27 protein-coding genes and 1 pseudogene are annotated in these 25,872 nt (G+C 60.8%); 12 read left to right on the plus strand and 16 right to left on the minus strand.

Going from position 1 to position 25,872, the window contains the following annotated elements; all coding sequences use genetic code 11:
* The first annotated feature begins 395 nt into the window (after positions 1-395).
* The 6 genes from E3T19_RS12270 (at position 396) to E3T19_RS12295 (ending at position 4,928) form a co-directional block, all read left to right on the plus strand.
* The gene (locus E3T19_RS12270) at positions 396-848 is read left to right on the plus strand and encodes a hypothetical protein (protein WP_134408947.1); all 453 of its coding nucleotides are present in this window, start codon (positions 396-398) and stop codon (positions 846-848) included.
* A 314-nt stretch (positions 849-1,162) separates the two neighbouring features.
* A complete protein-coding gene (locus E3T19_RS12275; RefSeq protein ID WP_134408948.1) occupies positions 1,163-1,564 on the plus strand; it encodes a hypothetical protein in 402 nt (133 codons plus the stop codon).
* Between the two features lie 233 nt (positions 1,565-1,797).
* On the plus strand, positions 1,798-2,391 hold the full coding sequence (locus E3T19_RS12280; RefSeq protein WP_134408949.1) for an RNA polymerase sigma factor: 594 nt from the start codon (positions 1,798-1,800) through the stop codon (positions 2,389-2,391).
* On the plus strand, positions 2,388-2,897 hold the full coding sequence (locus E3T19_RS12285; RefSeq protein WP_134408950.1) for a hypothetical protein: 510 nt from the start codon (positions 2,388-2,390) through the stop codon (positions 2,895-2,897). The genes E3T19_RS12280 and E3T19_RS12285 overlap by 4 nt, the downstream gene beginning before the upstream one ends.
* A 157-nt stretch (positions 2,898-3,054) precedes the next feature.
* Positions 3,055-3,756, plus strand: a complete 702-nt coding sequence (locus E3T19_RS12290) for a hypothetical protein (RefSeq protein ID WP_134408951.1) — start codon at positions 3,055-3,057, stop codon at positions 3,754-3,756.
* A gap of 716 nt (positions 3,757-4,472) precedes the next feature.
* Positions 4,473-4,928, plus strand: coding sequence for a hypothetical protein (locus E3T19_RS12295; RefSeq protein WP_134408952.1), 456 nt, complete (start codon positions 4,473-4,475; stop codon positions 4,926-4,928).
* A gap of 466 nt (positions 4,929-5,394) precedes the next feature.
* Here the strand turns inward: E3T19_RS12295 and E3T19_RS12300 are convergent, their stop codons facing one another.
* The 4 genes from E3T19_RS12300 to E3T19_RS12320 form a co-directional block, all read right to left on the minus strand.
* The gene (locus tag E3T19_RS12300; RefSeq protein ID WP_134408953.1) at positions 5,395-6,237 is read right to left on the minus strand and encodes a hypothetical protein; all 843 of its coding nucleotides are present in this window, start codon (positions 6,235-6,237) and stop codon (positions 5,395-5,397) included.
* Between the two features lie 257 nt (positions 6,238-6,494).
* On the minus strand, positions 6,495-7,013 hold the full coding sequence (locus E3T19_RS12310) for a hypothetical protein (RefSeq protein WP_134408954.1): 519 nt from the start codon (positions 7,011-7,013) through the stop codon (positions 6,495-6,497).
* Positions 7,010-7,603, minus strand: coding sequence for an RNA polymerase sigma factor (locus tag E3T19_RS12315; RefSeq protein WP_134408955.1), 594 nt, complete (start codon positions 7,601-7,603; stop codon positions 7,010-7,012). The genes E3T19_RS12310 and E3T19_RS12315 overlap by 4 nt, the downstream gene beginning before the upstream one ends.
* 334 nt (positions 7,604-7,937) lie before the next feature.
* Complete coding sequence (locus E3T19_RS12320) at positions 7,938-9,338, minus strand: glycosyltransferase family 39 protein (RefSeq protein WP_166788869.1); 1,401 nt, start codon at positions 9,336-9,338, stop codon at positions 7,938-7,940.
* 335 nt (positions 9,339-9,673) lie between these two features.
* Here E3T19_RS12320 and E3T19_RS12325 point away from each other — a divergent pair, with 335 nt between their 5' ends.
* From E3T19_RS12325 to E3T19_RS19665, 3 genes are all read left to right on the plus strand, one after another.
* Positions 9,674-10,243 carry an RNA polymerase sigma factor gene (locus E3T19_RS12325; protein WP_166788870.1) on the plus strand — a complete coding sequence of 190 codons (570 nt, stop codon included), beginning with the start codon at positions 9,674-9,676 and terminating at the stop codon, positions 10,241-10,243.
* Positions 10,240-11,274 carry a CU044_5270 family protein gene (locus E3T19_RS12330; RefSeq protein ID WP_134408958.1) on the plus strand — a complete coding sequence of 345 codons (1,035 nt, stop codon included), beginning with the start codon at positions 10,240-10,242 and terminating at the stop codon, positions 11,272-11,274. The genes E3T19_RS12325 and E3T19_RS12330 overlap by 4 nt, the downstream gene beginning before the upstream one ends.
* Positions 11,275-11,733: 459 nt before the next feature.
* Complete coding sequence (locus E3T19_RS19665) at positions 11,734-12,087, plus strand: AAA family ATPase (RefSeq protein WP_370294273.1); 354 nt, start codon at positions 11,734-11,736, stop codon at positions 12,085-12,087.
* A 362-nt stretch (positions 12,088-12,449) separates the two neighbouring features.
* Here E3T19_RS19665 and E3T19_RS12340 read toward each other — a convergent pair whose 3' ends face one another.
* From E3T19_RS12340 to E3T19_RS12350, 3 genes are all read right to left on the minus strand, one after another.
* A complete protein-coding gene (locus tag E3T19_RS12340; protein WP_240632529.1) occupies positions 12,450-12,947 on the minus strand; it encodes a hypothetical protein in 498 nt (165 codons plus the stop codon).
* Positions 12,948-13,071: 124 nt separating this feature from the next.
* The gene (locus E3T19_RS12345; protein ID WP_198415057.1) at positions 13,072-13,542 is read right to left on the minus strand and encodes a class F sortase; all 471 of its coding nucleotides are present in this window, start codon (positions 13,540-13,542) and stop codon (positions 13,072-13,074) included.
* 259 nt (positions 13,543-13,801) lie between these two features.
* Positions 13,802-14,572, minus strand: coding sequence for a hypothetical protein (locus E3T19_RS12350; RefSeq protein ID WP_088458189.1), 771 nt, complete (start codon positions 14,570-14,572; stop codon positions 13,802-13,804).
* Between the two features lie 1,820 nt (positions 14,573-16,392).
* Between E3T19_RS12350 and E3T19_RS12355 the strand changes: the two genes are divergently transcribed.
* Positions 16,393-16,764 (plus strand): hypothetical protein, encoded by a 372-nt coding sequence (locus E3T19_RS12355; RefSeq protein ID WP_088458187.1) that lies wholly within the window; start codon positions 16,393-16,395, stop codon positions 16,762-16,764.
* A gap of 515 nt (positions 16,765-17,279) precedes the next feature.
* Here E3T19_RS12355 and E3T19_RS12360 read toward each other — a convergent pair.
* Positions 17,280-17,873 (minus strand): 2'-5' RNA ligase family protein, encoded by a 594-nt coding sequence (locus E3T19_RS12360; protein WP_241980207.1) that lies wholly within the window; start codon positions 17,871-17,873, stop codon positions 17,280-17,282.
* A gap of 520 nt (positions 17,874-18,393) precedes the next feature.
* Between E3T19_RS12360 and E3T19_RS19390 the strand changes: the two are divergent.
* A pseudogene (locus tag E3T19_RS19390) lies at positions 18,394-18,687 on the plus strand (recombinase family protein); the annotation flags it as partial.
* A 140-nt stretch (positions 18,688-18,827) separates the two neighbouring features.
* On the opposite strand, the gene E3T19_RS12370 reads toward E3T19_RS19390, so the two are convergent.
* The 8 genes from E3T19_RS12370 to E3T19_RS12405 all read right to left on the minus strand — a co-directional run bounded on the left by E3T19_RS12370 (position 18,828) and on the right by E3T19_RS12405 (position 25,114).
* Positions 18,828-19,466: a Type 1 glutamine amidotransferase-like domain-containing protein gene (locus E3T19_RS12370; RefSeq protein WP_134408961.1), complete on the minus strand. Its 639-nt coding sequence runs from the start codon at positions 19,464-19,466 to the stop codon at positions 18,828-18,830.
* A gap of 412 nt (positions 19,467-19,878) precedes the next feature.
* A complete protein-coding gene (locus tag E3T19_RS12375) occupies positions 19,879-20,448 on the minus strand; it encodes an AAA family ATPase (protein WP_134408962.1) in 570 nt (189 codons plus the stop codon).
* Between the two features lie 115 nt (positions 20,449-20,563).
* Positions 20,564-20,953: a GntR family transcriptional regulator gene (locus tag E3T19_RS12380; RefSeq protein WP_134408963.1), complete on the minus strand. Its 390-nt coding sequence runs from the start codon at positions 20,951-20,953 to the stop codon at positions 20,564-20,566.
* Positions 20,950-21,561, minus strand: coding sequence for a hypothetical protein (locus E3T19_RS12385; protein WP_134408964.1), 612 nt, complete (start codon positions 21,559-21,561; stop codon positions 20,950-20,952). Before E3T19_RS12385 ends, E3T19_RS12380 begins: the two co-directional genes overlap by 4 nt.
* A gap of 741 nt (positions 21,562-22,302) precedes the next feature.
* On the minus strand, positions 22,303-22,785 hold the full coding sequence (locus E3T19_RS12390) for a GNAT family N-acetyltransferase (protein ID WP_134408965.1): 483 nt from the start codon (positions 22,783-22,785) through the stop codon (positions 22,303-22,305).
* Positions 22,786-23,130: 345 nt separating this feature from the next.
* Positions 23,131-23,592, minus strand: a complete 462-nt coding sequence (locus tag E3T19_RS12395; protein WP_103432397.1) for a nuclear transport factor 2 family protein — start codon at positions 23,590-23,592, stop codon at positions 23,131-23,133.
* Positions 23,593-23,606: 14 nt separating this feature from the next.
* On the minus strand, positions 23,607-24,533 hold the full coding sequence (locus E3T19_RS12400; RefSeq protein WP_134408966.1) for a pyridoxamine 5'-phosphate oxidase family protein: 927 nt from the start codon (positions 24,531-24,533) through the stop codon (positions 23,607-23,609).
* 32 nt (positions 24,534-24,565) lie between these two features.
* Positions 24,566-25,114, minus strand: a complete 549-nt coding sequence (locus tag E3T19_RS12405) for a carboxymuconolactone decarboxylase family protein (RefSeq protein ID WP_134408967.1) — start codon at positions 25,112-25,114, stop codon at positions 24,566-24,568.
* Between the two features lie 109 nt (positions 25,115-25,223).
* On the opposite strand from E3T19_RS12405, the gene E3T19_RS12410 reads away from it, so the two are divergent.
* The gene (locus tag E3T19_RS12410) at positions 25,224-25,841 is read left to right on the plus strand and encodes a CGNR zinc finger domain-containing protein (RefSeq protein ID WP_134408968.1); all 618 of its coding nucleotides are present in this window, start codon (positions 25,224-25,226) and stop codon (positions 25,839-25,841) included.
* Positions 25,842-25,872 lie beyond the last annotated feature (31 nt).

Below are 25,872 nucleotides of genomic sequence, written 5' to 3' on the forward strand. Positions count from 1 at the left end.
CGCGCCACTCCAGCAGGCTCCATCAGCGAAGGCTTCGGTGTCTCGAAACCCTACCGATACGAGACAAGTCCAGATGCGAGACAAGTCGCCTGCCGCTCGTCGCCTGAACGGATGATCTCCAACGTCTCGTTTCCCATGGGTTATGAGGCGGTCTTGCTTCGAGACACGTGCCCGCAGTGCGCTCGAATCACCGCACGCAACGCTGTGGGGCGTCAAGGCACTCAGGAGTGCGTTCCGGTTCGGGGCTGTTGGGAACAGGACAGCGCGTAACGGACACTATTTATTAGGGCTCCGAAGGAGCGCAAGGATCAACCGGGCAATAGGCTGCGGCCAATGAGCGGGGATGAAAATTCCTTGATCTCACACCGAAGAGCACCAGTCTTGAGGGGCAGTTGATGAAGCACAAATACAGAAGCATCGCAGTGATAGTGGTCGCGCTTGCCCTGTCTGGTTGCGCTGGAGGGGCCATTAGCACCGGGGCGCCAGCGTCCTCGCCCGTGGCCGGCGAGGAATCTGGCTCCACTATTGCTTTCGTCGACGGTCTCTTGACGTACGAGGTCACGAGAGTAGGCGACAATTTCATCGCGCTGGGGGCCGCGTACGCGGGAGAGGTTTCATTCGAGGACGGATGTCTTCTCGTCGGTGGTGCGCCGTTCGTGTTTCCCCGTGACGGAACGAGCTGGGACGGAACGACTCTCAGACTCAACGGCAACGAGTTCGTTGTTGGCGACCAAATATCGGTGGGTGGTGGCGGTGGGCTCGAGGGCCTAAAACTCCCTGAGAATGCTACTGACCAGTGCGGAGGTGAGGCACCCATTTTTGTCTCCACAATCGACGACAAGAGCTGATACCTGAAGACGGCAGGACGGTCCTGGCTGACTCGTGAGTATTGATGGGTACCGCATAAAGGAACGGAGCAGCGGGGCAAGGTGACCCCCACCAGGGCGATATCCGTGACTCGTATCCCATGGGTTTCGATACACGGGGGCTAGGCGACGTCGGGCTCTCAAGGAGCCCTCCGATGACGCATGAAGACTCTGACCAGACCTGGGCGCATTGGACCCTGCAGCCTAGGCAAAATCCGAGCGATCCTGGCGCAATGGAGCAAGTAGGTTGAGGACATGAGCGCGCGTGGAGGCATCGTCGTGAGGAGCAGACGCGGGTGAACGACACTGAATCTTCCCGATGTAGTGGTTCGGCCCGCATTTTTCAGGCGCTCTGGATTGTGGGCTACCTGATTGGCACCAGCACGCACACCGTCGATCTCGTGCTGGGTGGCACAAACGCCTATTCGTCCTTCCCCGATCCTCTTCGCCTGTTCTGGATCTTGCTGACGGTTTTAGATCCGCTTGTCGTCGTTCTCATATTGCTCCAGAAACAGGTTGGCGTCGTCCTCGGTGTTGTCGTCATCGTCGTCGACGTTGGCGTGAATGCCACGGTTTACGCCACGATCGGAGGCCTTTCACTCTTTGGCGTACTCTGTCAGACGCTGTTCGGCATCCTGATACTCATCACGGCTCGACCACTATCCGCCTGGTTTGCCGCCGTCAATCGATCAAAGTGACTCACGGGCATAGACGTAGCCCGCGAGCACGTGCTGGGCGCAACAAGGGAATTGTCGCGCCCATGTCTTGTATCCCATGCGATAAAGGACACATAGGTTTCGGGACACACTCAGTGCGAGGCCCTCTCCGCCAGACGCATTGAAGGCAAGCGCACGCGTCGACGGGTCTGCGCCTCGCCATGCCGTGGTTTTTCCGCGATGGAACCACGTTCGGCGTGCGGACATTATTAGGTATGACGGCAGCCCGGGGGATTAACGAGTACGAGGTCTGGGCTCGCGCCGTCGACGGGGATGCGGGGGCGTTCGGGGAGCTGTTTGATGAACACCGCGACCGAGTGTTCGGCCACGCCCTGCGCTCGCTCGCGTCACGCCACGATGCTGAGGATGCCACGGCAATCGTGTTCCTCGAGTTGTGGCGCCATCGACGTAGGGTACGCGTGGTTAATGGCTCGGTTATCGGCTGGTTGTTGGTGACCACAAACAACGTCTGCCGCAACCAGGCCCGTTCGGCGAGGCGCTACCGCCTGGCCCTGGCGAAACTCTCGCCAGAAGCGGCGAGCCCAGACCCGTCCGACGACCTGTCGCTCGAAATGGACCGCGCCCGCAATGCGCCGGGCGTGCGCGAGGTCTTCAATCAGCTCAGTGCGCGGGATCAGAACATCCTTACGCTCTGCGTGCTGGAGGACCTGACCACCGCAGAGGCAGCCCTGGCTCTGCGCATCCCCATCGGCACGGTGAAATCTCGGTTGTACCGAGCAAAGAAGAGAATGGCCGAGTTGATGATGCAGTCTGCACCCGACGCGAGAGAACAGTGGAGTCTGTCATGAGCCAGGACCGAACAGGTCGACTTGATCGACCTTCAAAGTTTGACCCGCGCCGTAGCGATGAGATCCGACGCCTTCTCACCGGCCAGGTGGCGGCAACAGCCAGGCCTCGCAGGGCCCGACTTTCGCGCACAGCGTTCTCGCTCGCTGCCACGGCGGCTCTTCTGTTCGCCGGCGGCATCGGTGCCGGCGCCGTGGAGGCCTACGACCAGCTCTCCATGAGCGCGGATGCTCAGAACGCAGTCCAACCCGATAGCCCCACATCCGCGGAGCCCTTGAGCGGCTTCGGCGCCTCTGCAATCGACCTTGTGCCGATTCTTATTGTGGATGGTGAGGTCGGCTACGCACATCGGGACGCCCTCGAAGCGGCCAACCCGCTTGCGGAGTCCCACCTGTCGGGATCCGCCAGCGCCGATTCCGAAGCATCCACCACTCTTGTGCCGATTTATCTTGCGGATGGTGTCACCTTGGTGGGCTCTTTCGATCCTGCCGCATTGATCCATCCGTAGCCTCTCTGCCGGCAGCGTCCATGCTTCTGATCGGAAGCCCAGTTGGCCGTTCCGTTGCCCAATACACGCGGTAATGACCCACGCGGGACACCCAGATCAAGTCGGATTGACACCCATTGATGCGCTGCGGACATTTCTAGGTTAAAGAAGCAACCCAATGATCAGAGTGCGGCAGATCGAGGCGATGCCACTCGCCACGTCGGCGCGGCGCATGCCCACATCACCACAAAGGGGAGAAGAAGTGAAAAAGATCGCGTCCTGTTTTATCGGTCTTGGACTGACGCCTCTGGCATTGTCCGGGTGCGCGGCAGCTTCCGCTGAGGGCATTGAGCCCACCGCAGCCTCGCCTGCCAACTCGCTCACGCCCGCCGAAGTCGAAAGTGCAGCCGTACCGAACGAAGAATTCTCGTCGGCTGTGGGTCCGGTCTTGGAGTCGTTTCCGAACGACTACGCCTTCTTCTACTTCGACAGCGAACTTAAACCCGTCATCGGTTTCACTAATGAAGCGGTACCCGCGGTTCTAGCTGCGGTCAAGTCGACGGGGCAGCCAGCGCAGATCCTCGAGGACTCCGGGTTCACCGATGCTGAATACAATGCAACAGCCGAACAGCTTGTCGCTGACCTGCAAGCGACGTGGCCCACGAATGTTCCATTCCCCATGATCGGTGCGCGACCAGACTTTGGTGTCGGCGTGCTTGGTGTCACCCGAATTGCCGATGAGGGCAGCTCGGATGCGGCCCGGTTGATCCAAGAGTCGACCAGGTTGATCGAAGAGGCAGATGTCGGGTCACCGTTCTCGGTTCAGGTCGATAAGAACGTACTCGGGCCAGGAAAGCCGGCCACCGCGGTTGACCGATAGGGATCGTCCAGCAGACGTTCCTCGAGTGGATCCACACACCTGTGACTTTTGCGCTCTGGCAGCGTTTTTAGCGCATCGAACTGATTGCGTGCGCCGGTCCAGAGCGGCGTCAGCGTCTTGCATCCCATGGGTTTCAAGACAGGTAGGTTGCGAGACAGATCCGGCTGGAGTGCCGTTTAGGTGACTAATTGCTGATTTCGAACGATCACTTATGAATGATCCGCGGCGCGCGCCATCAGTGTCAGTCGTGCAGCGCCGGGCTGCCAATCAGAAAGGTGCCGATGTCCAAGGGCAAACGCCGACACCGTGAGCTCATAGCGCAGCGCTCCCGCCAGAACCAAAAAGCCCCCGGCCATGTGACCGGGGTTTTTAGTGTGCCCACTCGTGGCGCTTGAGGCTCAGGTACTCACGGTTTTTCCTCAGGGCTTACTCAGCAAACCAGTCGGCTATTCCCTGAGCCAGGGCAGTACGCTCCGAAGCACAGCGACGGTCCTGCTCGACGAAAGGGCACGTCGGACGCTAAATTCAAAGGGGTACTCGGCATGAACAAGATCATCTCCTGCCTCATCGGCGTGAGTCTGTCAGCACTGGCGCTGTCCGGTTGCGCAGCGGCTTCCACCACGGGCGCTGGGTCGGCCGGAGTGGCCAGTGTCGAGCCGAGTCGACTCCCCATCGTGGAAGAACACGCTCCCCCGTCCGACGCGGCAACTACAGCCATGAATGAGTTCGCTGCCCTAAATCAAACGCCGCTCGGCGACGCCACGGCGCTCATCGAAGAGCAGTTCCCCAACGAGTTCGCCTACGCCTTCTTCGATGACTCCAGCGCCATGCACGTGGGCTTCGCTGGAACGGCGCCGGCTGGAGCAGTCGCACTCCTCAAGGGCACCGACCTGCCCTACGTCGTCATCGAGTCCGTGGGCTTCAACGCAGCGGAGTATCAGCAAGCGGCCACCAGCGTTGGCGAGCAGACTCGGAAGTACGTCACTTCCGACCGCCAGGTACAAATCTCTCAGGACTCCTCGATGGCACCAGGTGCGATCAAGGTGAGCTTCCAGTCAGATGACGCCCAATTCAGGAGCGACCCCGGACTTAGGAAATCCATCACGGTCGACACACCCTTCAGGATCATCTTCGACTTCACGAACACCTCCCCCATCAGCACCCTCTTCTGAGCGGCTTGACGCGAGTTCGGTGATTCGAACAGGACGAGCGACCGCCTAGATCGGGTGTGGCGCGCTCCTGCCCATCGACTCCGATCCAAACGTTTACTCGGTTGGGGCCGATATCGGCGATCGGATAGTGACTGCGGTGGTGGCGCGCGACTACCTCCGTACGTCACCCTTGCCTTCCAGACACGAGCCTGACGCCACAGCCCTAAGCTGGCCTGGCCACATCGGGGTTTCGATGCCACGCACTAAGCGCAGCCTTCGTCCTGTCTCGAAACCCTACCGATGCGAGACAGGTCCAGATGCGAGACAAGTCAGCTGCCGCTTGTTGCGTGAGCAGGCGAGCTTTGACGTCTCGTAACCCATGAGATTCGAGACACCTAAGGTTGCGAGACACTTTCTTCGGCCGATTAGGGCGAGTTCCTAGCGGCGGTCAGCTTGCTTTGGATCGTTAAATGGGGGGCGAGCTCGTTCACCGAAAGTCAACTTTTCCCGAGCCCGTTTCGGCAGCGGAGGGGCCCCACCATCTTTCGCCGGGTGCCAGAGCGCTTTGTTCCTTGATTGACGGGCCAACCTTCTCAGTGCCCGTTCCCATGATGATGGGTGAGGTGTACGTGTCGTCGAAAGTGACGGTGAAGGGCGCGTCGACCGTAATTGGCTTGTAGCGGGATCTGGCGAGAGGAGCGGTGAGCCCAGGGTCGGTGGTGAATTCGGGTTTAGTCGATAGGAAGCTCACCTTGATGGCGCCTGGTCCAGCTGATGGGTCGGACGAGACCGATACCTGTCGTTCTGGTGTGATGTACTGGCGGATTTGGTCGAAAACGTCATCCTGAGCGGCGCCATATTCAGCTGCATTGAAGCCCACAGACGCGACGATGACATACGGCAAGCCGGTGTCGTGGAGGAGTGTGACGGCTTCCGTCGGAGCCGGTCCGGCGAAGGCCACGTGCATGGCGGGGACTTCGTCGAAGAACGCGTACGCGAACTCGTTTGGAAATTGCTCTTCGATGGCCGCGGTGGCGGTCCCGAGGGCAGCGTAATTGCGTTCCCAGAACTCCCCATCGGCAGGAGTGGACGCGTCAGCTGGAGTCCCTGCGCTGTCGGTGGGCTCTGCCGAATCGGCAGGGCCGGCTGCGGCGGCGAGCGGCAGCAACTGGTCCTTCTCCTGCTCAGTACCAATTCCCATGACGTTACTGGCCCCGAACTTGCTTTCGCTATCGGATGCCGACGCAGTTGCAGCGGAAACTCCTGCGCAACCAGACAATGCAATTGCAGCCAGTCCAACGCTGACGAAACAGGAGGCGAGCTTGTTCATTTCTACCCTTTGAGTGATGGTCCACGCCTCTGCCGGCTCGTGTCCGGACAACGGCATGTTTTCGTGGCGGTCGAACTCGGACAAACGGATTAGTGCGTTCAATACTTAATGTCCGGATCGGACCAAGGAGTTCCACTCTTGCCCCGAACTGGGGTGAGCTCTTGGCCCGTACCGGACGGCCAGAAGCTCCTGAGCGGCACGTGGTCTGCCCGACCACCTCAGCTCAAGTTCTGGTCCCAGAGTGCACCTTCGGTGGCTTACTTAGGGATCAGGGAGGCAGGATCGTAATAGCCCACCAAGGTGACGCCGTCGGCTAGGTAAACCGGCACCAATGGGGCGGATATTTTTGTTCCGGTTGTGTCGGATTTGGGAGTGTAGGCGGTCGCAAACGTATCTGCCGCTGCGAGGGCGCCCTGATACGCGTAGCCGACCTCACCATTCATGATGAGGATCGGCCTGAGGTCGCCAGCGTAGTCATCTCCCGAACTGGCGCTAAGGGGCTCGGCGGCTGACGCCGGGATACCGGACACTGCGGCGTTCTCAGGATCCCCGCTTTCGGAAATTTGGTCGTAGGCCAGTACCGTGCCTGCCCCAATGCCGCCGGCGAACAGGAGCGCCGCGGTTGCGGCGAGTGAGAACGCTGCACGAGATAGCCGGGGCGTGCGCGGCCTGGGGGCGCCAGCCACCACGCTCGTGAGCAGGCTTCGGATCTCGTTACTGCGACGAGGATCGAACTCTGACGATCGATCGGGGCGCTCTGTTTGGTTAAGATTCACGACAGGCTCCACTGGTCTCGCGTGTCTGGCGCAGACTGCACCATCAACTCGGCCATTCTCTTCTTGGCCCGGAATAGGCGAGATTTCACCGTTCCGATGGGAATGCGCAGAGCCAAGGCCGCCTCCGCGTTGGTCAGTTCTTCCAGCACGCAAAGGGTGAGGACGTCCTGGTCCCGCGCACTGAGCTGGCTGAAGACCTCGCGCACACCCGGCGCATTCCGGGCGCGGTCGATTTCCACGGCTAGCTCGTCCGACGGGTCCGGATGCGTCTGCTCTGGCGAGAGTTTCGCCAAGGACAGGCGGTAGCGCCGCGCCGATCGGCTCTGATTGCGGCAGACGTTGTTGGTCGTCACTAACAGCCAGCCGATGATCGAGCCGTTCACCACACGCACCCGGCGGCGATGGCGCCACAACTCGAGGAACACGATCGCCGTGGCATCCTCAGCGTCATGCCGTGATGCCAGTGAGCGCAGGGCATGGCCGAACACCCGGTCACGGTGCTCATCGAAGAGCTCCCCGAACGCCCCCGCATCCCCCTCGACAGCGCGAGCCCACAACTCGTACTCGTTGGTCCCCCGGGCTGCCGTCATACCTAATAATGTCCACGCGCCGCAGTTGGTTCCATTTCAAATAGCGTCATAGGGCGATCAGGCACAAATCGGTCTCTCGCCAGATGTCAGCCCCAGGAGATCGCCGATCTAATTCAGGCACGCTAAGCGCGGCCTCTGCAGCGTCTGCGTCTGCGCAGCCAGCGTGTCGTTCAGCTCGGATATCCCGATCTGCGGCTTCTCGTAGCCAAGGGATACGAGACGTCTCCGCGTGGCTCGTCCTGCCCCAGAACGCATCCCTATGTCGCGTATCCCATGGGTTATAAGGCAGTGAGGTTGCGAGACACGGCGTTGGGTGTCACGAACTGGGGCCGCATTAGCGTTCGTAGAGAGTGATGAGGGAACGGTTCGTTTTGTGAGAGGTGCCGGCGAAGAATCCGATCGGCTGAAGCGCAGCGTATGCCTCCCGGGTTACATCTGAATCCAAGAGTCCTGCCGTGACAACCCAGATGCGATCGATGCCCGCCAGCCCCGGCCCGATCTCATCGAGTGAAAGTGTTCGGTCGGAGAACGTGCCCGTCGTCGTGAAGGGTGCCTCGAGGGCTAGGTCTGCGGTGTCGGCGAACGCCTCCGGATAGGCGTAGAGCGCCTGGCGCGGTCTGAGCGTGATGCTGCCGGTGTCTTGCAAATAGATCCCGTCGCCTTCAGCGGCGTGAGAGTGAATGTAGTCGGCGATTTGGGAGAGGTCGCTGCCACCGTTCTTCGCGAATGGGCCGCGCTGGGCGATGTAGGTGGGCACGCTCGCCAGAGCAAGAGCCGCGACCAGGATCCCGGCCACGATTGAGCGCGCCGGCATCGTGAACGCGATAGCCAGAAGAATTGCGACCGCCGGGACGGTGAGGGAGAGATATCGAGCGGTGTACAGCGGGCCGATAAGGGCATCGGCGGTGAGGAGAAGTACCAGCGGCACCAGGAACCACGCCGCTGCAAGCCGGAAGAGGCCGCTGTGCGGACTCAACATGATTGTTCGAGACCGATATGCCACTAGCAGCAGAGTGCACCAGGCAATTGCCGCAACGAGCCAGGAGCTGTCAAACCCCGGCTCCACCAGAATGGTCCATGCATTGACGACGGGCTGATCAGACAACCACGCAATCTGGTCCTTTTGAGTGACGCTCACGAGCAGGATGGGAAGCGCGGTCGCGACGGCGACGGATGCGGCGATGAGCCAGGGCACGAGAATACGCCGCACTGGATGGTGCAGCAGCAGGAAGACGAGATGGGCGGCGAAGATGAGCACGGAATATAGAAAGAGGTAGGTTCCGGCGGCGCCGAGCGCCGCGTACGCTGCCCACCATCTCCAGTTTCTGGCGCGCGCAGCCACCAGGAGAATGACGGTGATCCACACTGCAACCGCGACGCTCAGCGCAAAAGAGCGAGCTTCGATGCCCATGGAGGTTGTGCGCGGCAGGACCGTGAAGATCAGGCCCGCCGATACAGCCATTCTTACGCTCGTGACCGACGCGACCAGGACTACGAGCCCCGCAGCGGCCGCCGCGACGGCGATCGCAGAGAGCGACCGCGTGGCCAACTCGGACTCACCGAATGCGCCGACCCAGAGCTTTACGAGGGAGTAGTAGGCGGCGTGCACCGCATCCTTGTGCTCGACAAACGCGAAAAGCTCGTGCCAGCTCAGTCGGGACGCACGAAGCGTCGCGACTTCATCACTCCAATACGAGGGAATCCAAGAACCCGCCAGCGAGATAACGACGGCCACAAGGCCGACAACTACCGCAGCCTGGTTACTCCGATTCGGATTGCCTATGCGTGAACGGCCTGTGCGACTCGATCTTGGGATAGCGAGTGAAGTTGCATGCACGGTCGGCCCCCAGATCGATCCAGAGCCTATTCCCACCGAACTGCTCAGAACGGTCGGTTTGCCGTTCCGCCCAGTTCTGGGGGTAGGGACTGTCCCGCACATCCGTGCCCGCGGTGGCAGAAGAATTTTCGAGCGAGCTGCAATGTTGGAGACGAATCGAACGTTCCTGACATTCTTTGGAAAGACCACAAATTTCGGGGGGACAGCGTGAGAAAAAGATGCAAACAGCGGTCGTGACGAACATCTCGTCAGAGCCATTGACAGACGAGAAGCTTCTACAGCAGAGCGTTGACGGTGACCGGCGAGCCTTCGGCACCCTCTACGACCGGCATAGCCGAATTGTTTACGCCGTTGCCATTACGGCCACACGAAAACCAGCCGACGCTGAGGAAGTCTCCTCAGACACGTTCTTCACGCTGTGGAAGAAGCGGGCAACGGTGAGGTTCATCGAGGGGTCGGCCCTTCCGTGGCTGATCGCGACCGCCCGATACCAAGCGAAGAATCACCAACGAGCACGTTTCCGTGAGGCGACGATCTCGCTCAACGACGACGTAGATACCCATGCCTCCGCTAGCGCCGAAACAATCGCCGCCGAACGCCAGCTCACCGAACGGCTCGAAGAAATCATCGCCGATCTGGGTCCTCTCGAACAGAGCATTGTTCACCTGTGCCTGGTCGACCGCCTTACGTACGAACAGGCCGCGATCAAACTCGGCATCACTCACGCCACGGTGCGAAATCGGCTCGCCCGATCACGCACACAACTGCGCCACGAACTGCACCTGGAGGAAGGAACCTCATGAACAAGTCAACTGACCTGCACAGCGACCTCCTGCCGAACGACAAGGCTTTCACCCGGATGAAGCAGGACCTGTTCGAGCGAATCGACGCCGACGAGCTCGCCCCATCAATCAATCTGGTTGCTCCGGTCACACACAACCCTGCGAAGAAGACGACGCGGCGACGGTGGGCAGGCGCCATGGCCGTGGCAGCAGCAGCGATCACCGTTGCCCTGCTGGGAGCCAACCTCTTCAGCCCGAACGTCGCACCCGCGACGGCCGCGGAAGTGCTCCGTTCAGCCGCAGCCGCGACCATCATCACAGCCGACCCCGTGGTCGGCCCAGGCCAATACCTCATGACCCAACGCACCGAAGGCGCCCTGGGGAGAGGCAACGATTCTGGCTATATCGACAACCGTCGTAGCGCAATGTATATCCCCTACGACCGGTCCGGCACCTGGATTGAAGAGATCCAATGGCTCCCAGCTGGCGAGATCTTCGGTGATGCCGCGGAGGCGCAAGCGGAGATCGACGATTTCTGGAGTACGCCGGGACGCGGTGACGCGAAGTTCTATGAGGGTCCGGCCGGTATCTTCGCCGGATCTGACCGGTCGTACCCGGAGCTGGCGTCCATGCCCACAGATTCCACCGAACTGCTGGACTTCGTCTACAACAACCTCACCGGCCAGAACCCGCCGGACGAACAGGCCTTCCTAGACATCTGTGACCACCTGTCGACGGGTGTGGTGCCGGCGAAACTACGCGCGGCGATGTATGAGGCCCTTGCCCATATACCAGGGGTTTATGTCGCGGAGGGTGAAGTGACCGTGGATGGCCGTACCGGGGTAGCAATCGGCCGCAAGACCAACTCTGACTCGGAGTCCCACCAGCTCATCATCGACCCTGCCACCGGGCTGCTTATCGGGACCAGAAGCGTTCAACTCATTGATCGCCAATTCGTGCCGGCTGGCATCCGTGGAAATGTGACATTAGAAACCACGGTCGTTGATGAGGCCCCCACCGGTCCGTTCACCGTGCGGCGCCCGCAGGGCTAGAGAGACGGCGATGAGCGCGGACCAAGAGTTGGCATCGGCACCGACCGCGACGTATTGGATAGACGTAACCTACGCGGTGAGAGAGATGCTCCATCGTTAGAGACCTACATATCAGCCGGCTCGAGGACATTGGTCCTCGAGCCGCTCGGTCCGTCGCCCCCTTCTTGGCTCCGTCGAGCACGATCCAAACTGGTGGAGCATCTTGGATGCGGAACTGTCTCATATCCCTACGGATGCGAGACAGGTCCAGATGCGAGACAAGTCACCTGCCGCTCGTCGCTGAACAGGCGATCTCCTTTGTCTCGTATCCCATGGGTTTTGCGGCAGCTAGGTTACGAGACAGCTCGCAGGCAGCGCGACCGACGGCGATGCGTTTGTGCGTTTCGTAGCCAGTCCAGTGGAGCGAGCGGAGGCGATTAGCGTCGATAGTCTGGTCGTTTGGGCCAAGTCGCGGTGTTTGTGAACGGTATTCCGGGGGCCGGGAAATCGACACTTGCGAAGGCCCTGGGCCCGGAACTAGGTTTCTCGGTCATTTCCAGGGACGCAATAATAGAGGCACTTGCAGACCTCGTCACAGTAGACATGCCTACACAACGAATTGGGGCCCTAGCTGCGGATGCAATGTGGTCAATGGTCGGGATGATCGATGGCCCAACACTTGTCGAATCATTCTGGGCGACCGGTAGGGATGAAGAGTTTTTCAAGCGTGGCTTGCGAGCGTCTCAGGTTGAGCAGGGAATCGAACTGTGGTGCGAGGTGCCTCGGGAGTTCACACCGACATGGCTCGGCTTGATGAATGGGAACGCATGGTGAGGGTGGCGCATCCGATTTCAGATTTTCCGACACTGCAGGTGGACACCACGAGCGCCGTGGATGTGCCCCAATTCGCTGTCACCATTAGACGGATGCTGAACTTGCCGAAGCGTGAGGCCCGTAGCGTTCATATCGACTAACGACTCGACTGCGTAACTCGAGTATCGACGTCGCCATCCCCTAAACGAGGTGTATTCGGCGTCGCGCAACCCATGGGATGTGAGGCACAAGGGTTAAGAGTCACATCCCCATGGACGACGAGGATGAAAGTCGAACGGGGCGAACCCGCTGCGTGCGCTGGACACCGTAGTGGTGCCATTGGCCGCGGCCACATCGCGCGGGGCTGATGCAACGCGGCCGGATTAGTGTTCGGTCCAGCAGGCGAGGATGGTAGTAGCTATTTCATAGGAGAATGCGGTGCGGGTTATGCCATGCGGCCCGATCATATCCGTCAGCTTTCTGGCGTCAACTTGTAATGTCATGTTGTCTTTGAGGAAGACGACCACGCCGTCTGCGGTTTCGTACGCGGGGAATCCGAGATTCGCGAGTCCTTCAATGGGTTGGACTGAGGCAAGGTTTCCTTGCATCGTGTCGAAGTAGCTACGGGCAGACGCTGCGTCCGAGGATTCCTGCACCGAGATCACGAATTCTCCATCAGTCAGATGGTAAATGCAGGTGTATTGACGATTGATCCAGCTGTCGACGGAGTGTGGCGGTTCGGCGAGGGCCAGCGCACGTGTGATGTTGTCGCGTGTTTCGGTGCCACAAATCATCTGTGATGCTGCGGACGGCACTGCCGCCGCGCTGCCTGCCGAGCTCGACTGCGGAATCGGGGAGGCCGAGGTGCCTGGCATTGACATTCCGGGTGCCATTGCGTTCTCGGCACCGGAGGAGGTAGCGGCGCAGCCAGCTAGCAAAGCTGTGGAGGCCACCACGATCGCAAGCAGCAGCCAGTCGCTTCTATCGATACGCGTCTTCGTTCTGCTACGCCGCATGGTCGGACACCAAGCTGGCGTAGACAACTACGTTGTCTGGGTACGTACGAGTGGTTTCGTTGAACTCGCCACCGCAGGTGATCAGCCGTAGTCCCGCGTGGTCGGTGTTGCCGTAAACGGCAAACTGCGGAAAGCTATCCTTCGGATATTCTTCCACTCCATCGACCACGAATACAGCCACTGTTGCATCGGCTCGTGTAACCAAAATCTCATCGCCGGGACGCATATCGCCGAGTCGGTAGAACACCGCGCGCCCCTGCACTCTGGAGTCGACGTGACCCAAGATGATCGAGGGTCCGATCGTGCCGGGGGTGGGCGAACCGGTGTACCAGCCGGCAGGAGAGGCTTCGTCCAACGACGGCGTCTGCACCGTGCCGTCCGGATTCAGTCCCAATTGCATCAGGACAGAGTCCACGTCAATTGCGGGGATGTTGATCTGGGTGGGCTCGGAGGCGGTCATGATCGGGCCAACAACCGGGTCAACCTGCGGAGCCGGTGGCACGGGGATGGGCTCCGGTGAGGGCGTAACGGAGACTGGCTTCTGAGCGGGGGGCGCCACGGCAGCCGAGGCTGGTGGTCGTGGAGGAGGGGGGTTGCCCCATAGGGCGAAACCGGTCGCCGTGCTGCCGACGGCGACGCACAGAACCGCCGCCGCGGTAGCCAGACGGCTACCGCGACGACGCTTTTCAGCCGGAATAGTCACCGGGATCGAACCGATCTCAGCCGCGTGCGGCGAGACGTCGACGAACCACAAGCGCGCCACCTGCCGCGGTCAGGAACCCGGCGCCGAGGGCGAGAAGGCCAATGTCAGCACCGCTTGAAGTGCTGCCACCCCCGGTTTCCACGCCACCATTAGGCATATTCGATTGCGACGCACTCAGGGCGCCGCACAAAGCCGGTGACGTAGCTGCCAGGGGCAGACTCGGAACCAAATCGCTTGGCGCGTCCTGTGCTGCTTGAGACAACGTGGCCGGGTCGAGACCGTGGACCACCACGACTGCCGTGCCTGCCTCTAGTGAAGCCGCGGTGGCAGCATCCAACGTGAAGGTGCGGTTGTAAGTGAAGCTTGCACCCATCCCGGCAACCGTCAGATCAGTTCCGGCCGCCGGACTCGTGTCACCGCTGGTGGACAACGTCGTACCAATTTCTCCGTAGGACGGCTGACCTTCGGTCGTGCTGATCACACCATCTCCGTCGGTGTCAGCTGCCGTGGTAGGGCATACCCCCTGCGCTCCGATGTGGATGTGCTGCACGTGCGGATACGGCTTACCGTCGAAGGTTTCGGCCAGTCCGCTGACGGTCTCGGTAACCGTTGCTTGGTCACCGGAAACCTGGATGGAAATCGTACCGCTGCCATTGCTTCCGTTAATTGAATCGAGCGTTCCCTGGTAGGACGCATCGCCTGTGGCCGCAACGGCGGGGCCACTCGTCAATACGGCCACGCCCAAAGCCAACGCTGGCACAAACAACAGTGCTGCTTTCTTATTCATCAAAATCCCTTACTAGGAGGTAGTTTCGAAAATATACTCGGAGCGAAAAAATGAACGGGTATTCTGCCGATGATCCTTTGCGCGAACAGCCTTTTTGTCAAGAGCTACTGGGCGTTCCTCAGCCGACCCGCGAGTCTGCAAGCCCTGCATGCACAGCTCCTTTCGCTGATTCGGCGGCAATGAAGTCAGTTGCATGGTTTGAATCCATCAACGGACCGTCCGCGAACCGTCGCAACTCTCGGACACTCCTCGACGCCTGCTGTCTTGAAACCCTAAGGATGCGAGGCATGTCCGGATACGAGACACGTCCCCCGCCGCGCGTCGCCTGAAAAGGCGATCTCCCGACGTCTCGTATCCCATGGCTTGTGAGGCAGTTGGGTTAGGAGACACCCGACCCTTCCATGACGTCCGTCTGTCAGGCTGCTACTCCGGTTGAGGATCCGGAACCTGCGCTCTGGGGTGTGTGGTGTGTGGTGGCCGTCCCCGGGCTCATTCGGAGGGGGCATAGTGTGTACGGTATGACCGGCGAGGACTCCTTGAGCTTTGTCCACACAACAGTGGAGGCCTTGTCGCGGAGGAGGGCAACCACCGTGCCGGCGAGTCAAATCGCCATAAACGGTGTGCTACTTGATCGGCTCCTGGTGTCGCTGAACTTAGATGACGGCGCAGCGCCACCTGACACGCTCGACATGATGTGCGCGCCCCTTCAGATGGACCTTTCAGTCGAGCATCGTGTGGCGTTCCTTAAGGCACTGCGGGGTGACAGGTGGTCCACTGACGACCTTCAGCCCGGTCGGGTCCCAGTCGCCTTTTGTGCGGTTTGCGGGAACTCAAGCTGCGGACACATTTGGTCCGTAGCTCTGACGATGTCACCTTCCACCGTCGTGTGGAAGGGTGTTGGGTGGGAAATTGAGACGTCCAAGAGATTGGCTCCGCCGAGACGGCAATTTTTGAGGCGGACAGTCACGCAGGAGTTCGTTGGCTGGGTGCCCGCCCCTTTCATCCCCGAGGTCACTTTCATGTTCGCTCGGGAGGAGTACGAAGGGGCGATCCTGCGCGAGATCGAATACCAAACGAAGGACTCCTCGAACCACTAGGTAAGCGAGGCATCTTTCTCGGTGCAGCGAGACCTGAACGAGCGGGGCCGCCGTGTTGAAACACACGTAGGACCATTTTCGTATCCTCGGTCTCGGGGACAGCTCGTCACAGTGTCTCTGAACGGTCGCCCGAGATGAAAGGACGCGCCCGCCTGATAGACGAACGCCTAGTTGCTCACGATCTGGGTTCTCGCCACGCACGGCTGGGCACTCCCTTGTTCCGTCGTCGGCGGCATATGCGGCCGCACCTACGTCTCGCAACCGATGGGATATGAGGCACCTTGATTGCGAGACCAACCACACCGATCAGACGTAATTGCCGCCCTTGCCTCCACGTTCCCTAATGCGACGATCTAGGACAAGGCTCGCCCAGACCAGACCTACGAGGACGACACAGTTGACGGCCATAGGAATCGGAAACGTCATCGTAAACAGGAGCACTATGGAGAGAGCGCCTGTTAACGATTGAACTATGCGTTGGGCCTTCTCCAAGGATGAAAGCTTGGCTGCGTCTTGGTCGTTTCCCGGGTGTTCGGGCATCTGCGCTCCTCTGGGCTAAACGCTTGCGGGATACGGACGAAAGATTCATTGTGGCCTTGATCCTATACACCAGGTGGCACATGCAAGCCGGCGCCATTCACACCGTGCAGTGTCTCGTATCCCTAGGGATATGCGACGTCTCACCCACGCTCCGATCGTGAAGGCCGCGACTAGGATGCACGAGTGACTGACCACGAAATCAAGAGGCGCAGGCGTGTCCTCGATGGACCCGACGCTGTACGGGTGGGTGCAGCGCTTACCGGAGGTGGTTTTGTCGCAGTTGCCCTCTGGCCGTACATCTTGACATTTCCGAGTTCTGAAGATGTCTACTCGCAGTGCATTGGGCTCACAGCCGGTCACCTCACACACATCAACCGGTCAACCTTCCCCACACAGATCTTCTGCGAGACCGAGGACAACCCATTCGCAAGCGCGCTCTACCCTTTTTGGGCATCTGTGGGAATGAGCTCCCTGTTCGCACTCCTGGTCTTTGCCGGGTTCTACGGCGTCTGGATGATGGCGCGCCGCGACCGGCGCTTAGACGGTAGGACGTGAGCTGACCGATCGCGAGACAGCCAAAAGCTGTGAGCGTCGAGGCGTACGGTCGCAACCATCAAAATCCGTCTCGAAACCCTACGGATGCGAGACTGGTCTGGATACGAGACAAGTCACCTGCTGCTCATGGCGTGCACAGGAGCGATCTGGTGTGTTTCATATCCCGTGGGATACGAGGCAGCTTGATTGCGAGACGCCTCACACACGTGACGGTGCGCGGTGGGGTTAGATCTGGCCGTGCCCGGGTCTCCTCACGGGGAGACGGACATCAAGCTCGCCGCTCAGTCCTCCCCGTGAGCCAGAGCGAGAACGGCTTGTCGTACGGGTAGCAGTGGTGCTTTGAAGGTGTGGCCCAAGAGGCGGAACTGTCGATTGCGTCGGCTGAGACTTCCCGGCCGCGTTGGACGGGCGGGCACGGCTTGGAACTTGAGACGGGAAGTAGTCAACGTGAGACGTTGTTTTTGACGAGGGCCCGATGACCCTTGCTCGAAGGATGAGGGTGCGGCGGCCCCTCCTCAGAATGTTTGCGGGGCGGGGCCGCCGAACGGCAGAACCTCCGCGCGCTCGACGCCATTCTCGTACCAGACGAACTCCGCTTGGGTCAGTATCTCGTGTGGGTGATCCTCCACCTTTCGCTGGTTCTCGGTGTGTGTCTTCCTCCAATCGGCCTCGCTGAGGCTGTTGCAGTAGATGAGTGAGAGGTGGAACACCCATTCTTCGAGCGGGAGCTCGCCAATGCGGCAGAAGTCGGCGTCGTCCAGCCTGGTTGTGAGGCTCGAGTAGGCATCGATGAGGGAATCAGACCGTTGCAGCCGGGCGATGAGCACCTGAAACGGAGTAGGGAAGCCGTCGACTCGATCGACGCGCACCTCAATCGGTTCCTGTCGCTTCGCCCATGCCTCCAGGGTGCTCTTGAGTTCGTGCACCCTGCTTGGCTCATAGAACCCCCGCAGCGTGACGTGTCCCGTATTCGGGTGAGTGATCGAACTCGGAAGTGATTTGCGCATCGTCGCTTGCTCTGCCGCGTAGAACGTGGCGACGTGGCTAGCGGGTCGGTGTACGAGATACTGCTGACCGTCTAGAGAACCCAACAGCGTGGGGTCAGTCATGAAGCCGTCTTGCATCGTGCTCCCCCGATCGAATAGATGGCTCATGCTATCGTTCCGCCGTCGAACATCTGCCTTCCGTGACAAGGACGGAGTGAGCGTTGCAGTTGCTAATTAGCCATGAGTGGAAGAGGGCGGGAGGAACGGGATGAGCGGCTGCAGTCGAGTACGGAAACTCGCGCAACAGAGTACCTAAGACGACGATGCGCGAGGCGCAATAAACGAGGCGTGAAATGTCTCGTAACCCTACGGATGCGAGACAGGTCCAGATGCGCGACAAGTCACGTGGCTCTAGTCACGTCAACAGGCGACTTCCTGCGTCTCGTATCCCATGGGATACGAGACGCTTGGGTTTCGAGACGCCCAGCCGCGGCCAATGCGACGGCCATCCACTTTTTTCCTCGTCAGCTGGGCGGGGCGTGGTTTTGATCCACAGGGCTCCGCGGCTGTCCGGCTCGGCTCGGTGCCGGCGTGTGCGTCGCTGTGGGAGGCTTGCGGTGTGAGCGGAAGACTGCACAGCAAATCCGTCCACGACCCCAATGATCCTGTCGGACGACTCCTGTTTAACGTGCTCGCCATGGTTACCGAGTTCGAATCCGATCTGATTCGTGCCCGAACGCGCGAAGGCATGCAAGTCGCGAAAGCGAAAGGGCGACTCCGTGGGAAACAACCGAAGCTGTCGAACACTCAACAGAAACTTCTCGTGGAGGTGCACAACGCCGGTACTCACTCGACAGCAGAGATTGCCGAGCTGTTCAACGTGGCTCGCTTGACTGTGTATCGGACTGTCCAGCGACAGCTCGGAACCGGACGCTGAACAACCGCTCTTTACCGTTCCCGTTGCCGGGCACTCTCGCCCTACAACGGGAACGCTCACTGTGGCAGGGCTGATTAAGGTCATTGTCCCTCCAGCATCCCTGTGAGCAGCAGGAAAACGGTGCTGTATAGGACAAAGGACTACGCAGTGGCGGGAGAGGCAACCATACGCACATCCCTGTTTTCTACAAGCAGGGCGGCGTCATCCGGCAGCATCGTCAGTCCGAGCATTCCGTCCAGCCGACGAGCCACCTCAGCGATTACCTCCGGCGGGTACGGCGGCAGCTGGCCATCAGCATGAGGCAGAATCACCGCATCCACGAGTCCGAGACCGCTGAGATCATCCAAGGACGTTCCGTCCGTGTGGCCGTCGAGTGCAATCGCTGTATCAATGCTTTTCCCTGTAATTATAGCGCCGGCGCTGGCTCCGATGTAAGGCAGCCCTGCGCGGACCCGCTCGATCAGGACTTCGTCAGTGCCTGTGCTGCGCAGAATGGCCATCAGACAATCAGCCATACCACCGGCTACATAGACCGCATCGACGGTATCAAGTGCGGCAGAAAAATCAGCAGCGGTACCGTCTCCGATCGTCAGCGGGACGAGCGTGTATCCCAAACTTTGAAGCTGAAGACGTTCCCGCTCAACAAATGGAGCATCACCGAGCGGCTTGGCTGCGTCATTGATATAAGCGATACGGATGTCCGAGAGAGAGTCTGATTTCAATGTGCTGAGGAAATCTGGAACAGCGCCGAGAAATCGGGAAAGTAGGAGAAGCTTCATGTCATCACTGTAGGCGGAGCCACTGACAGGCTCTGCGCCAGATGGATCGCCGCACACGTGGGGATCATTTTCTAGGATCGCATTGAGACGACTTCAAAGTCACGTGGGCCGGACCTCCAACGGGTACTCGCGCGGAGGCTGGCGCTTCCGACACTCCCAAATTGTGACGGTACTCGTTTGACTGTCCCGACATTAAGCCCGATGACGGGGCGCCATGCGCACGAGCTCGTCGTCTTACTGTCTCGTAACCCTAGGGATGCGAGACACCACCAGATTCGAGACAAGTCACCTGCCGCTCGTCGCGTGAACAAACGATTTTACACGTCTCGTAAGCCATAGGTTGCGAGACGCTGAGGTTAAGTGACACTAGTGCGCGGAGTGGGTTCACTCCCAAGCAATAGACATGCGGCCGCTACGATCGCGTAGCGGCGCGGAGTGCCCCGGCCAGCCAACGCTCCACGTCTCGCTGCGATCGCAGCCTTACGACAACGAGGTGGGGATGCTGGAGTTCTAGCAGCGGTACCTGTTCGTCGTACTTGTGCCGGGTCGAGATTGCCCATCGCACAATGTGTTCCCGGTCGGTCAGCAATGTTCGGAAGGGGCCCTCGACGTTGCCGTTCCATAGCTTCTCTCGATAGAGCCGGCGTCGAATGGTGCGGCGGATGACACGAGGAAGAGTTACACGTATGAATGGCAGATCGAGCCACACTAGTAAGTCGGCATGTTCTGCGAGCACCTGTCGAGCGGAGCCGTACTGCCATTCGGTCGTCCATGACTCCGCGGCGATGAAGGCGAGTACATCGTCGAGGAATTCCGGCCTTGGAACCCATTTCGGGCCGTGGAATAGCGAATCGATTTCCGTATGCGAGCCCCCGGTGATGGCGGCGATTCGCGCTGCCAGTGTGGTCTTGCCCGAACCGGAGACCCCCGCGACTAGTACGCGGTGTGGGCGATGAGGAAGGGCGCCGTGGTGGGGAAGCATCGCTCAAGTGTAAGCACGCACGCTCCAGCCGCCTCGAGCAGCTGCATCGCCTGAGCAGAGAGCGTGTTGTCGATGCCCGGATGTCTCGCAAGCCATGCGTTACAACACGCCTATGTTACGAGACACTTGACGCACCTGGAACGTCTATCTCCAAGCGCGTCGCCTCTGTGCGCCACACAGCACGCACGATGGCGATGGTGTCTTCCAAGGTGACGAGCGCGCCTTCGCTTGCTTCGGCGAGAGCGCGGGCATGCTCGATTACCGCCTGCGGTGCCGGCGCTGCGCCGGGGGCCACCCGAGTGCCGGCAGCGGTACGGGTGACGATGAGTCCGTCGCGTTCCAGCGACTTGTAGGCCTTTGCTGCGGTGGCTTGCGCGACCCCGAAGTCTCGTGCGGTTTGTCGCACGGTCGGCAGACGTTCGCCGTCTCCGAGTTGTCCAGAGCGGATGGCGCCGCGGAAGAGCGCGTCGATTTCGTCCGCCGAACTCGGCGTTGTCCTGGTCATCGGCGTGGTCCAGTGGCCACTACCTCGTGCGCGGTCTCTGCGCGTCGCGCGCGACGTGTCTCAACTACAGCACGGACACTGTCGACGGAAAGTCGGAGCAAGAACGCGACCCCGCCAGCCTGGAGCGCGTACCCCAGCAGGTTCATCGGCCGGGCGAACGCGTCGTAACCGCCTGCGACGAAAATGCTTGGATTGGACTGAGTGCCCGAAACCCACTGATCGTCTACGCCAACCAAAGCCTGCCCGGCGGAACCCGTGTGCATCCACACGGCGCCGAGCGTGGTGATGAGGCCACCGATCAGGATCAAGGTGAACAGCCGAGCGGTCAGCTCTCGTTCCGAGCGCACGCTCGCCGCGGTTGCTCGGGCAAACACGGGCCGGTTGGCATCAGCGCGCAGCGCGGCGAAAAACACTGCGGCGGCCAGCGCAAGCGCCAACAGTGTGGCGAGGTGATTTGGCCAACCAGCACCGGACAAGTATCCGTACCCGCTGTTGAAGCTCATGTAGATCGGAAGGTTGGTGTAGTTGGGAACGTGTCCGAAGAATGGTCCGTCCACGGGCGCGGTCGTCGCGATGGCAATCTGCCAGCCTGCGGTCAGCGCGAGCACTGCGGCCGTGATTCCAGAGACCCAGAGCAAGGTTCGAGACGCAAATGCGTGCCACGGGCGGCGTGGGACAATCGTCCGCTCACCAGGCGCAGGAAGTGGCATACGTCTCAGCGCTACTGCTGCAGCGGCTACCACTAGTGTCGCGGCGAATAGTGGTGCTGGCCGACGCCACCATCCATCGAACCCCGAAGCGTCCTGCGCAGATACGGCGATGGCGCTGACCGTCGTCGCGACAACGACTACCAGCAAGGAGCCGGCCACTCCCGCCCACGCAAGAGTTGACGCGCGTTGCCCTGTGTGCGGGAGCGACACGATCCGCCGCGGACGAACCCAGGACAACGCGAACAAGACCAGGCCGAAAGTGATGGCCACTTCAAGAGGCAGAACATCTTGAATGGCGTTCACGAAGAGAAAGAGAAAGTTCATCTAGGCCCCCAGAAAATTGAATCGCTCGCGACTGACGCGAGATTGTGCTGCAAAAGTAGCACAAACTTGTGCTATCGAAACAGTGCAATCGTAACGTTGGGCGGAAAGGCTTGTCCCTACGGGGCCAAGCGACCGCGGGCCGGGCTCAGTGTCTCGAAACCCTAGGGATATGAGACAGGTCCAGATGCGCGACAAGTCACGGGCCGCTCGTCACGTCAACTGGCGACTTCCTGCGTCTCGTATCCCATGGGACATGAGGCAGGCAGGTCACGAAACAGTGAGATCAGCCGAGTTGCGGGGAGGGGCGCGCGGACATCACCTGTGAAGGTGCTTCTGCATCTGCTGTGTTGATACGACATACCCCGCCGAGTCATAGAGCGCCACTGCTCGGAGATTGCGCCCGAATACGTTCAGCTCCAATGCGGACACGCCGGCAACCATCACAGCGTCCTCGACCGCTGAGAGCAAAGCGCGCCCAAGGCCACAGCCACGGCGCTGCTCCAGAACCTCGATGTCGTACAAGAACGCCATGCCCGGGGCGCCACGAGGGTGATCCAGGCCGACCCACGCCCGACCAAATGCCTCACCGTCGGAGTCGATTCCGGAGAACAGCAGCATTCTCGGCGTACTAAGTCCTCGCGGAAGAAGTTCGGAGTTGGACTCCAACGCACGACGAATTGACCCTTCCGCCGCCCAACGCCCGGCGGCGACCTGTTCGGCCGCGAATTCCTCGGCAATTGCCCTCTGCCACCTGTCGAACTCCAACTCCGTCATCGGACGGACACTCACCTCGCTCATGGGGCAATGATTGCAGCGGGAACGGGTGATGTCATCCACAAGCTCCGGATGGCAGACAGATTGGCCTCCAGTCTCGTAACCAATGGGTTTCAAGACAACTGGGTTACGAGACACCGGAACGAACAGGGACTACCGCACTACCGCACTGGCGCCCGATAGCCGATCGTTCGGCGGACCCTCTCTCTTACTTGGCTTGCTGGGACAGTGTCCGCCAATTAGGTCCAGATGTTGCCCAGTTCGCGGAAGGGTGGGTCGCGGCCGAGGGAGTGCGATTCTCGGATAACCGTCGTGCCTTCAGGCCACTTGCGCAGGGGGTGCACTTGGGCTGTTGCAGGTTCATGTGAGTCACCAGACCGGGAAGTCGACGCCGTGTTCGGATTTCGCGCGTGGTCCGAAAATGCGCCGCTCAGCCTCGATGATGCGGTGGTCGTTGATGGATGCCTCGCGGCGGCCCATGAGACCGTTGGATTCGAACTCCCACAGTTCGTTGCCGTAGCTGCGCCACCACTGGCCGTGGTCGTCGTGCCACTCGTATTGGAATCGGACGGCGATGCGGTTGCCGCGGAAGCCCCACAGTTCCTTTCGAAGTGCGTAGTCCTGCTCACGCTGCCATTTCGCGGTAAGGAGGTCGATGATGGCGGGACGGCCGATGACGTGCAGGTCCCGGTTCCGCCAGACCGAGTCCGGTGTGTAGGCGAGGGCGACCTTCTCGGGGTCGCGGCTGTTCCAGCCGTCCTCAGCCGCCTGCACTTTCTGCAGGGCCAACGATTGGTCGAATGGAGGGAAGGGGGGTCGAAATTCTGTCATCGGGAATGTCCTTGTCAATCGGTCAGCGCGGGGTTGGGCGGATAGGGGTTGTGAGCGGTCTCCCGGGCCGGGAGGAGACGACCGGCTACCGACCGCTGCAGGGTGAACCGGGCGATGCGACCAGTGTGTCCGTCGTCTCCGAATCGGCCACGTTCGCCCCATTCGATCTCGGTCGTGCCGGACAGATGCAGTGTCTGGCCGGTCGCGAAATCAAGGAACAATAGGGAGGCTTCGGGGTTGACGGCGATGTTGCCGAAACTGTTGAACAGGTTGTTGCCCTTGTAGTCAGGCCACCACAGCCCTCGCTCATCGACGCGGACGAACCCAGAAGGACCGCCGCGATGGGACGCGTCCACTCCCCGCTCGGGGTTTGCGGTCCCGAGGAAGAACGTGTCGGCAGCACGGATCAGCCCACGGTCATCCGCGGAGAGTGTGCTGCCGTGTCGGACGCGAACGCTGCCGAGCGCGCCGGATCTGTCGCGTGCGAGAAGGCGTTGCTGAATATACTGCGGGCAGTTGGCGTAGGCCTGCTCAACCTCTATGAGAAGAACGTCGCTGACACTGAGGGTGCCGTTAATGCGCACCCGACGCCGTGTGGCGAATTCGATAGTTACCATTCCGATCTTCTGACCGGTGGGAAGCCTGTGGAGCGGGTCCCCTGCGGGGAACACGGCACGAACCGCAACGGTAGTGTCGGACTGCGCCTTGAGGAACCCGGGAGGACCGGTCAGCGCGGACGTCCAGAGGCGGCTTGCACGATCCCTTCCGGAGATGACGAGAAATGTTCGGTCGCTGAGGAATCCGGGGATACCGCCGGTCAGGGCCGCGGGGTCGAGCATGCAAGACAAACGGGCCGCGTTCTGCTCGACCCCGGCCCTGCGCTGCACAGCGAGCTCGCCGGCGTGGAAGCCCACGTCGGCGAGCTGGTGTGTTCCGTTCATCGTCACGATCTCCTTGAGAGACTGAAAGAGGATTACAGCCCGACGACGGGCCAGTCGTTCTCCACGTTGGCGAGCACGTTGAAGTAGTTGGTCAGGATGTTCAGCGCGAGGTTGGCGACGACCTCACCGATCTCTGTGTCGGTCACGCCAGCGGCGCGGGCTGCGCCGATCGCGTCGTCGCCAACGTCACCGGCGTTTTCGGCGATCGCGTTGGAGAGCCTCAGCAGCGCGGCAACATGCGGGTCGCTCGACTCCGCGCGGCGCGCGGCGTCGAGTTCGACGGCATCCACCTTGGCGATATTGCTGCCGATGTAGGTGTGGGCGGAAAGGCAGTACTCGCAGCCGTTCAGCTGTGCGGTCGAGATCGCGAGGCGCTCACGCACTGCAGCGGGAAGACTGCCCGACCCGACCGCGGCGGAAAGCGCGAGGTATCCCTTCAGCAAGGCGGGGCTGTTGGCCATCACCTTGGTCATGTTCGGCACGAGACCCAGTCCCTTCTGGACCTGGTCGAGCAGATCCTTAGCAACGCCCGTGGCTGTTTCAGGCTGAATGGGGACGATGGTGGTGGTGGTGACGATCATGGTTTTGTCTCCTCGATTTCTAATGCATGAACACTCGTTCATCCGTGATAAGTATTACCACGGTTGTTCTAACGGATGCAAGGCAGATCTTCCGTGATAGTTTGTCCGTATGGGAAATGAGAGTTCGGACCGCACGTGGGTACTCCCGGAGGAACCGATCCCCGTTCGACTCATGGCGACGATCTGGGCGGACGCGGATGGTCTGCACGATGACTTAGCCGCCCCGGCGGACCTAGACGCCTGGCTGGGTTCCGTGGGCGTTCAGCTGAACGGCGTGGGTGCGACGCAGGAGGAGTCCCTGCGCGCACGGGCGCTACGGGATTCGGTGCGCAAGCTGGCCGCCCACGTCACGGGCGACCAACGCCCGGGTGCCGCCTCACCCGTGACCACCGTGGACGACGCCGCCGGAACCGTCAATGCCGCTGCCAGCTGGCGTCCGATTGCCCAGCTCCGTCTGGATGACGCCCGCCTCGTGCTCGGCGCCGATGCTGCGGCGTCTTCAGTAGTTGCAGGCCTGGCCGACGTCGCTTGTGAAGCCCAGCAGTTGCTGAGCGGGGACCCCTCCCAGTTGCGGGCGTGTCACGCACCAGGGTGCGTGCTCTACTTCACCAAGACGCACCCGCGGCGGGAATGGTGCTCGGTCACCTGCGGCAACCGCGCCCGTGCCGCACGGCACTACCAATTAGTGAGGTCCGCGCGCGGCGCTCGAGAGCACACTGAGCGCTAAAGCACTCAGCCGCTTGTTACAGTTCGCCTGC

This window comes from Cryobacterium sp. TMT4-31 (genome assembly GCF_004403385.1).
In the GTDB taxonomy this organism is placed as follows: domain Bacteria; phylum Actinomycetota; class Actinomycetes; order Actinomycetales; family Microbacteriaceae; genus Cryobacterium; species Cryobacterium zongtaii.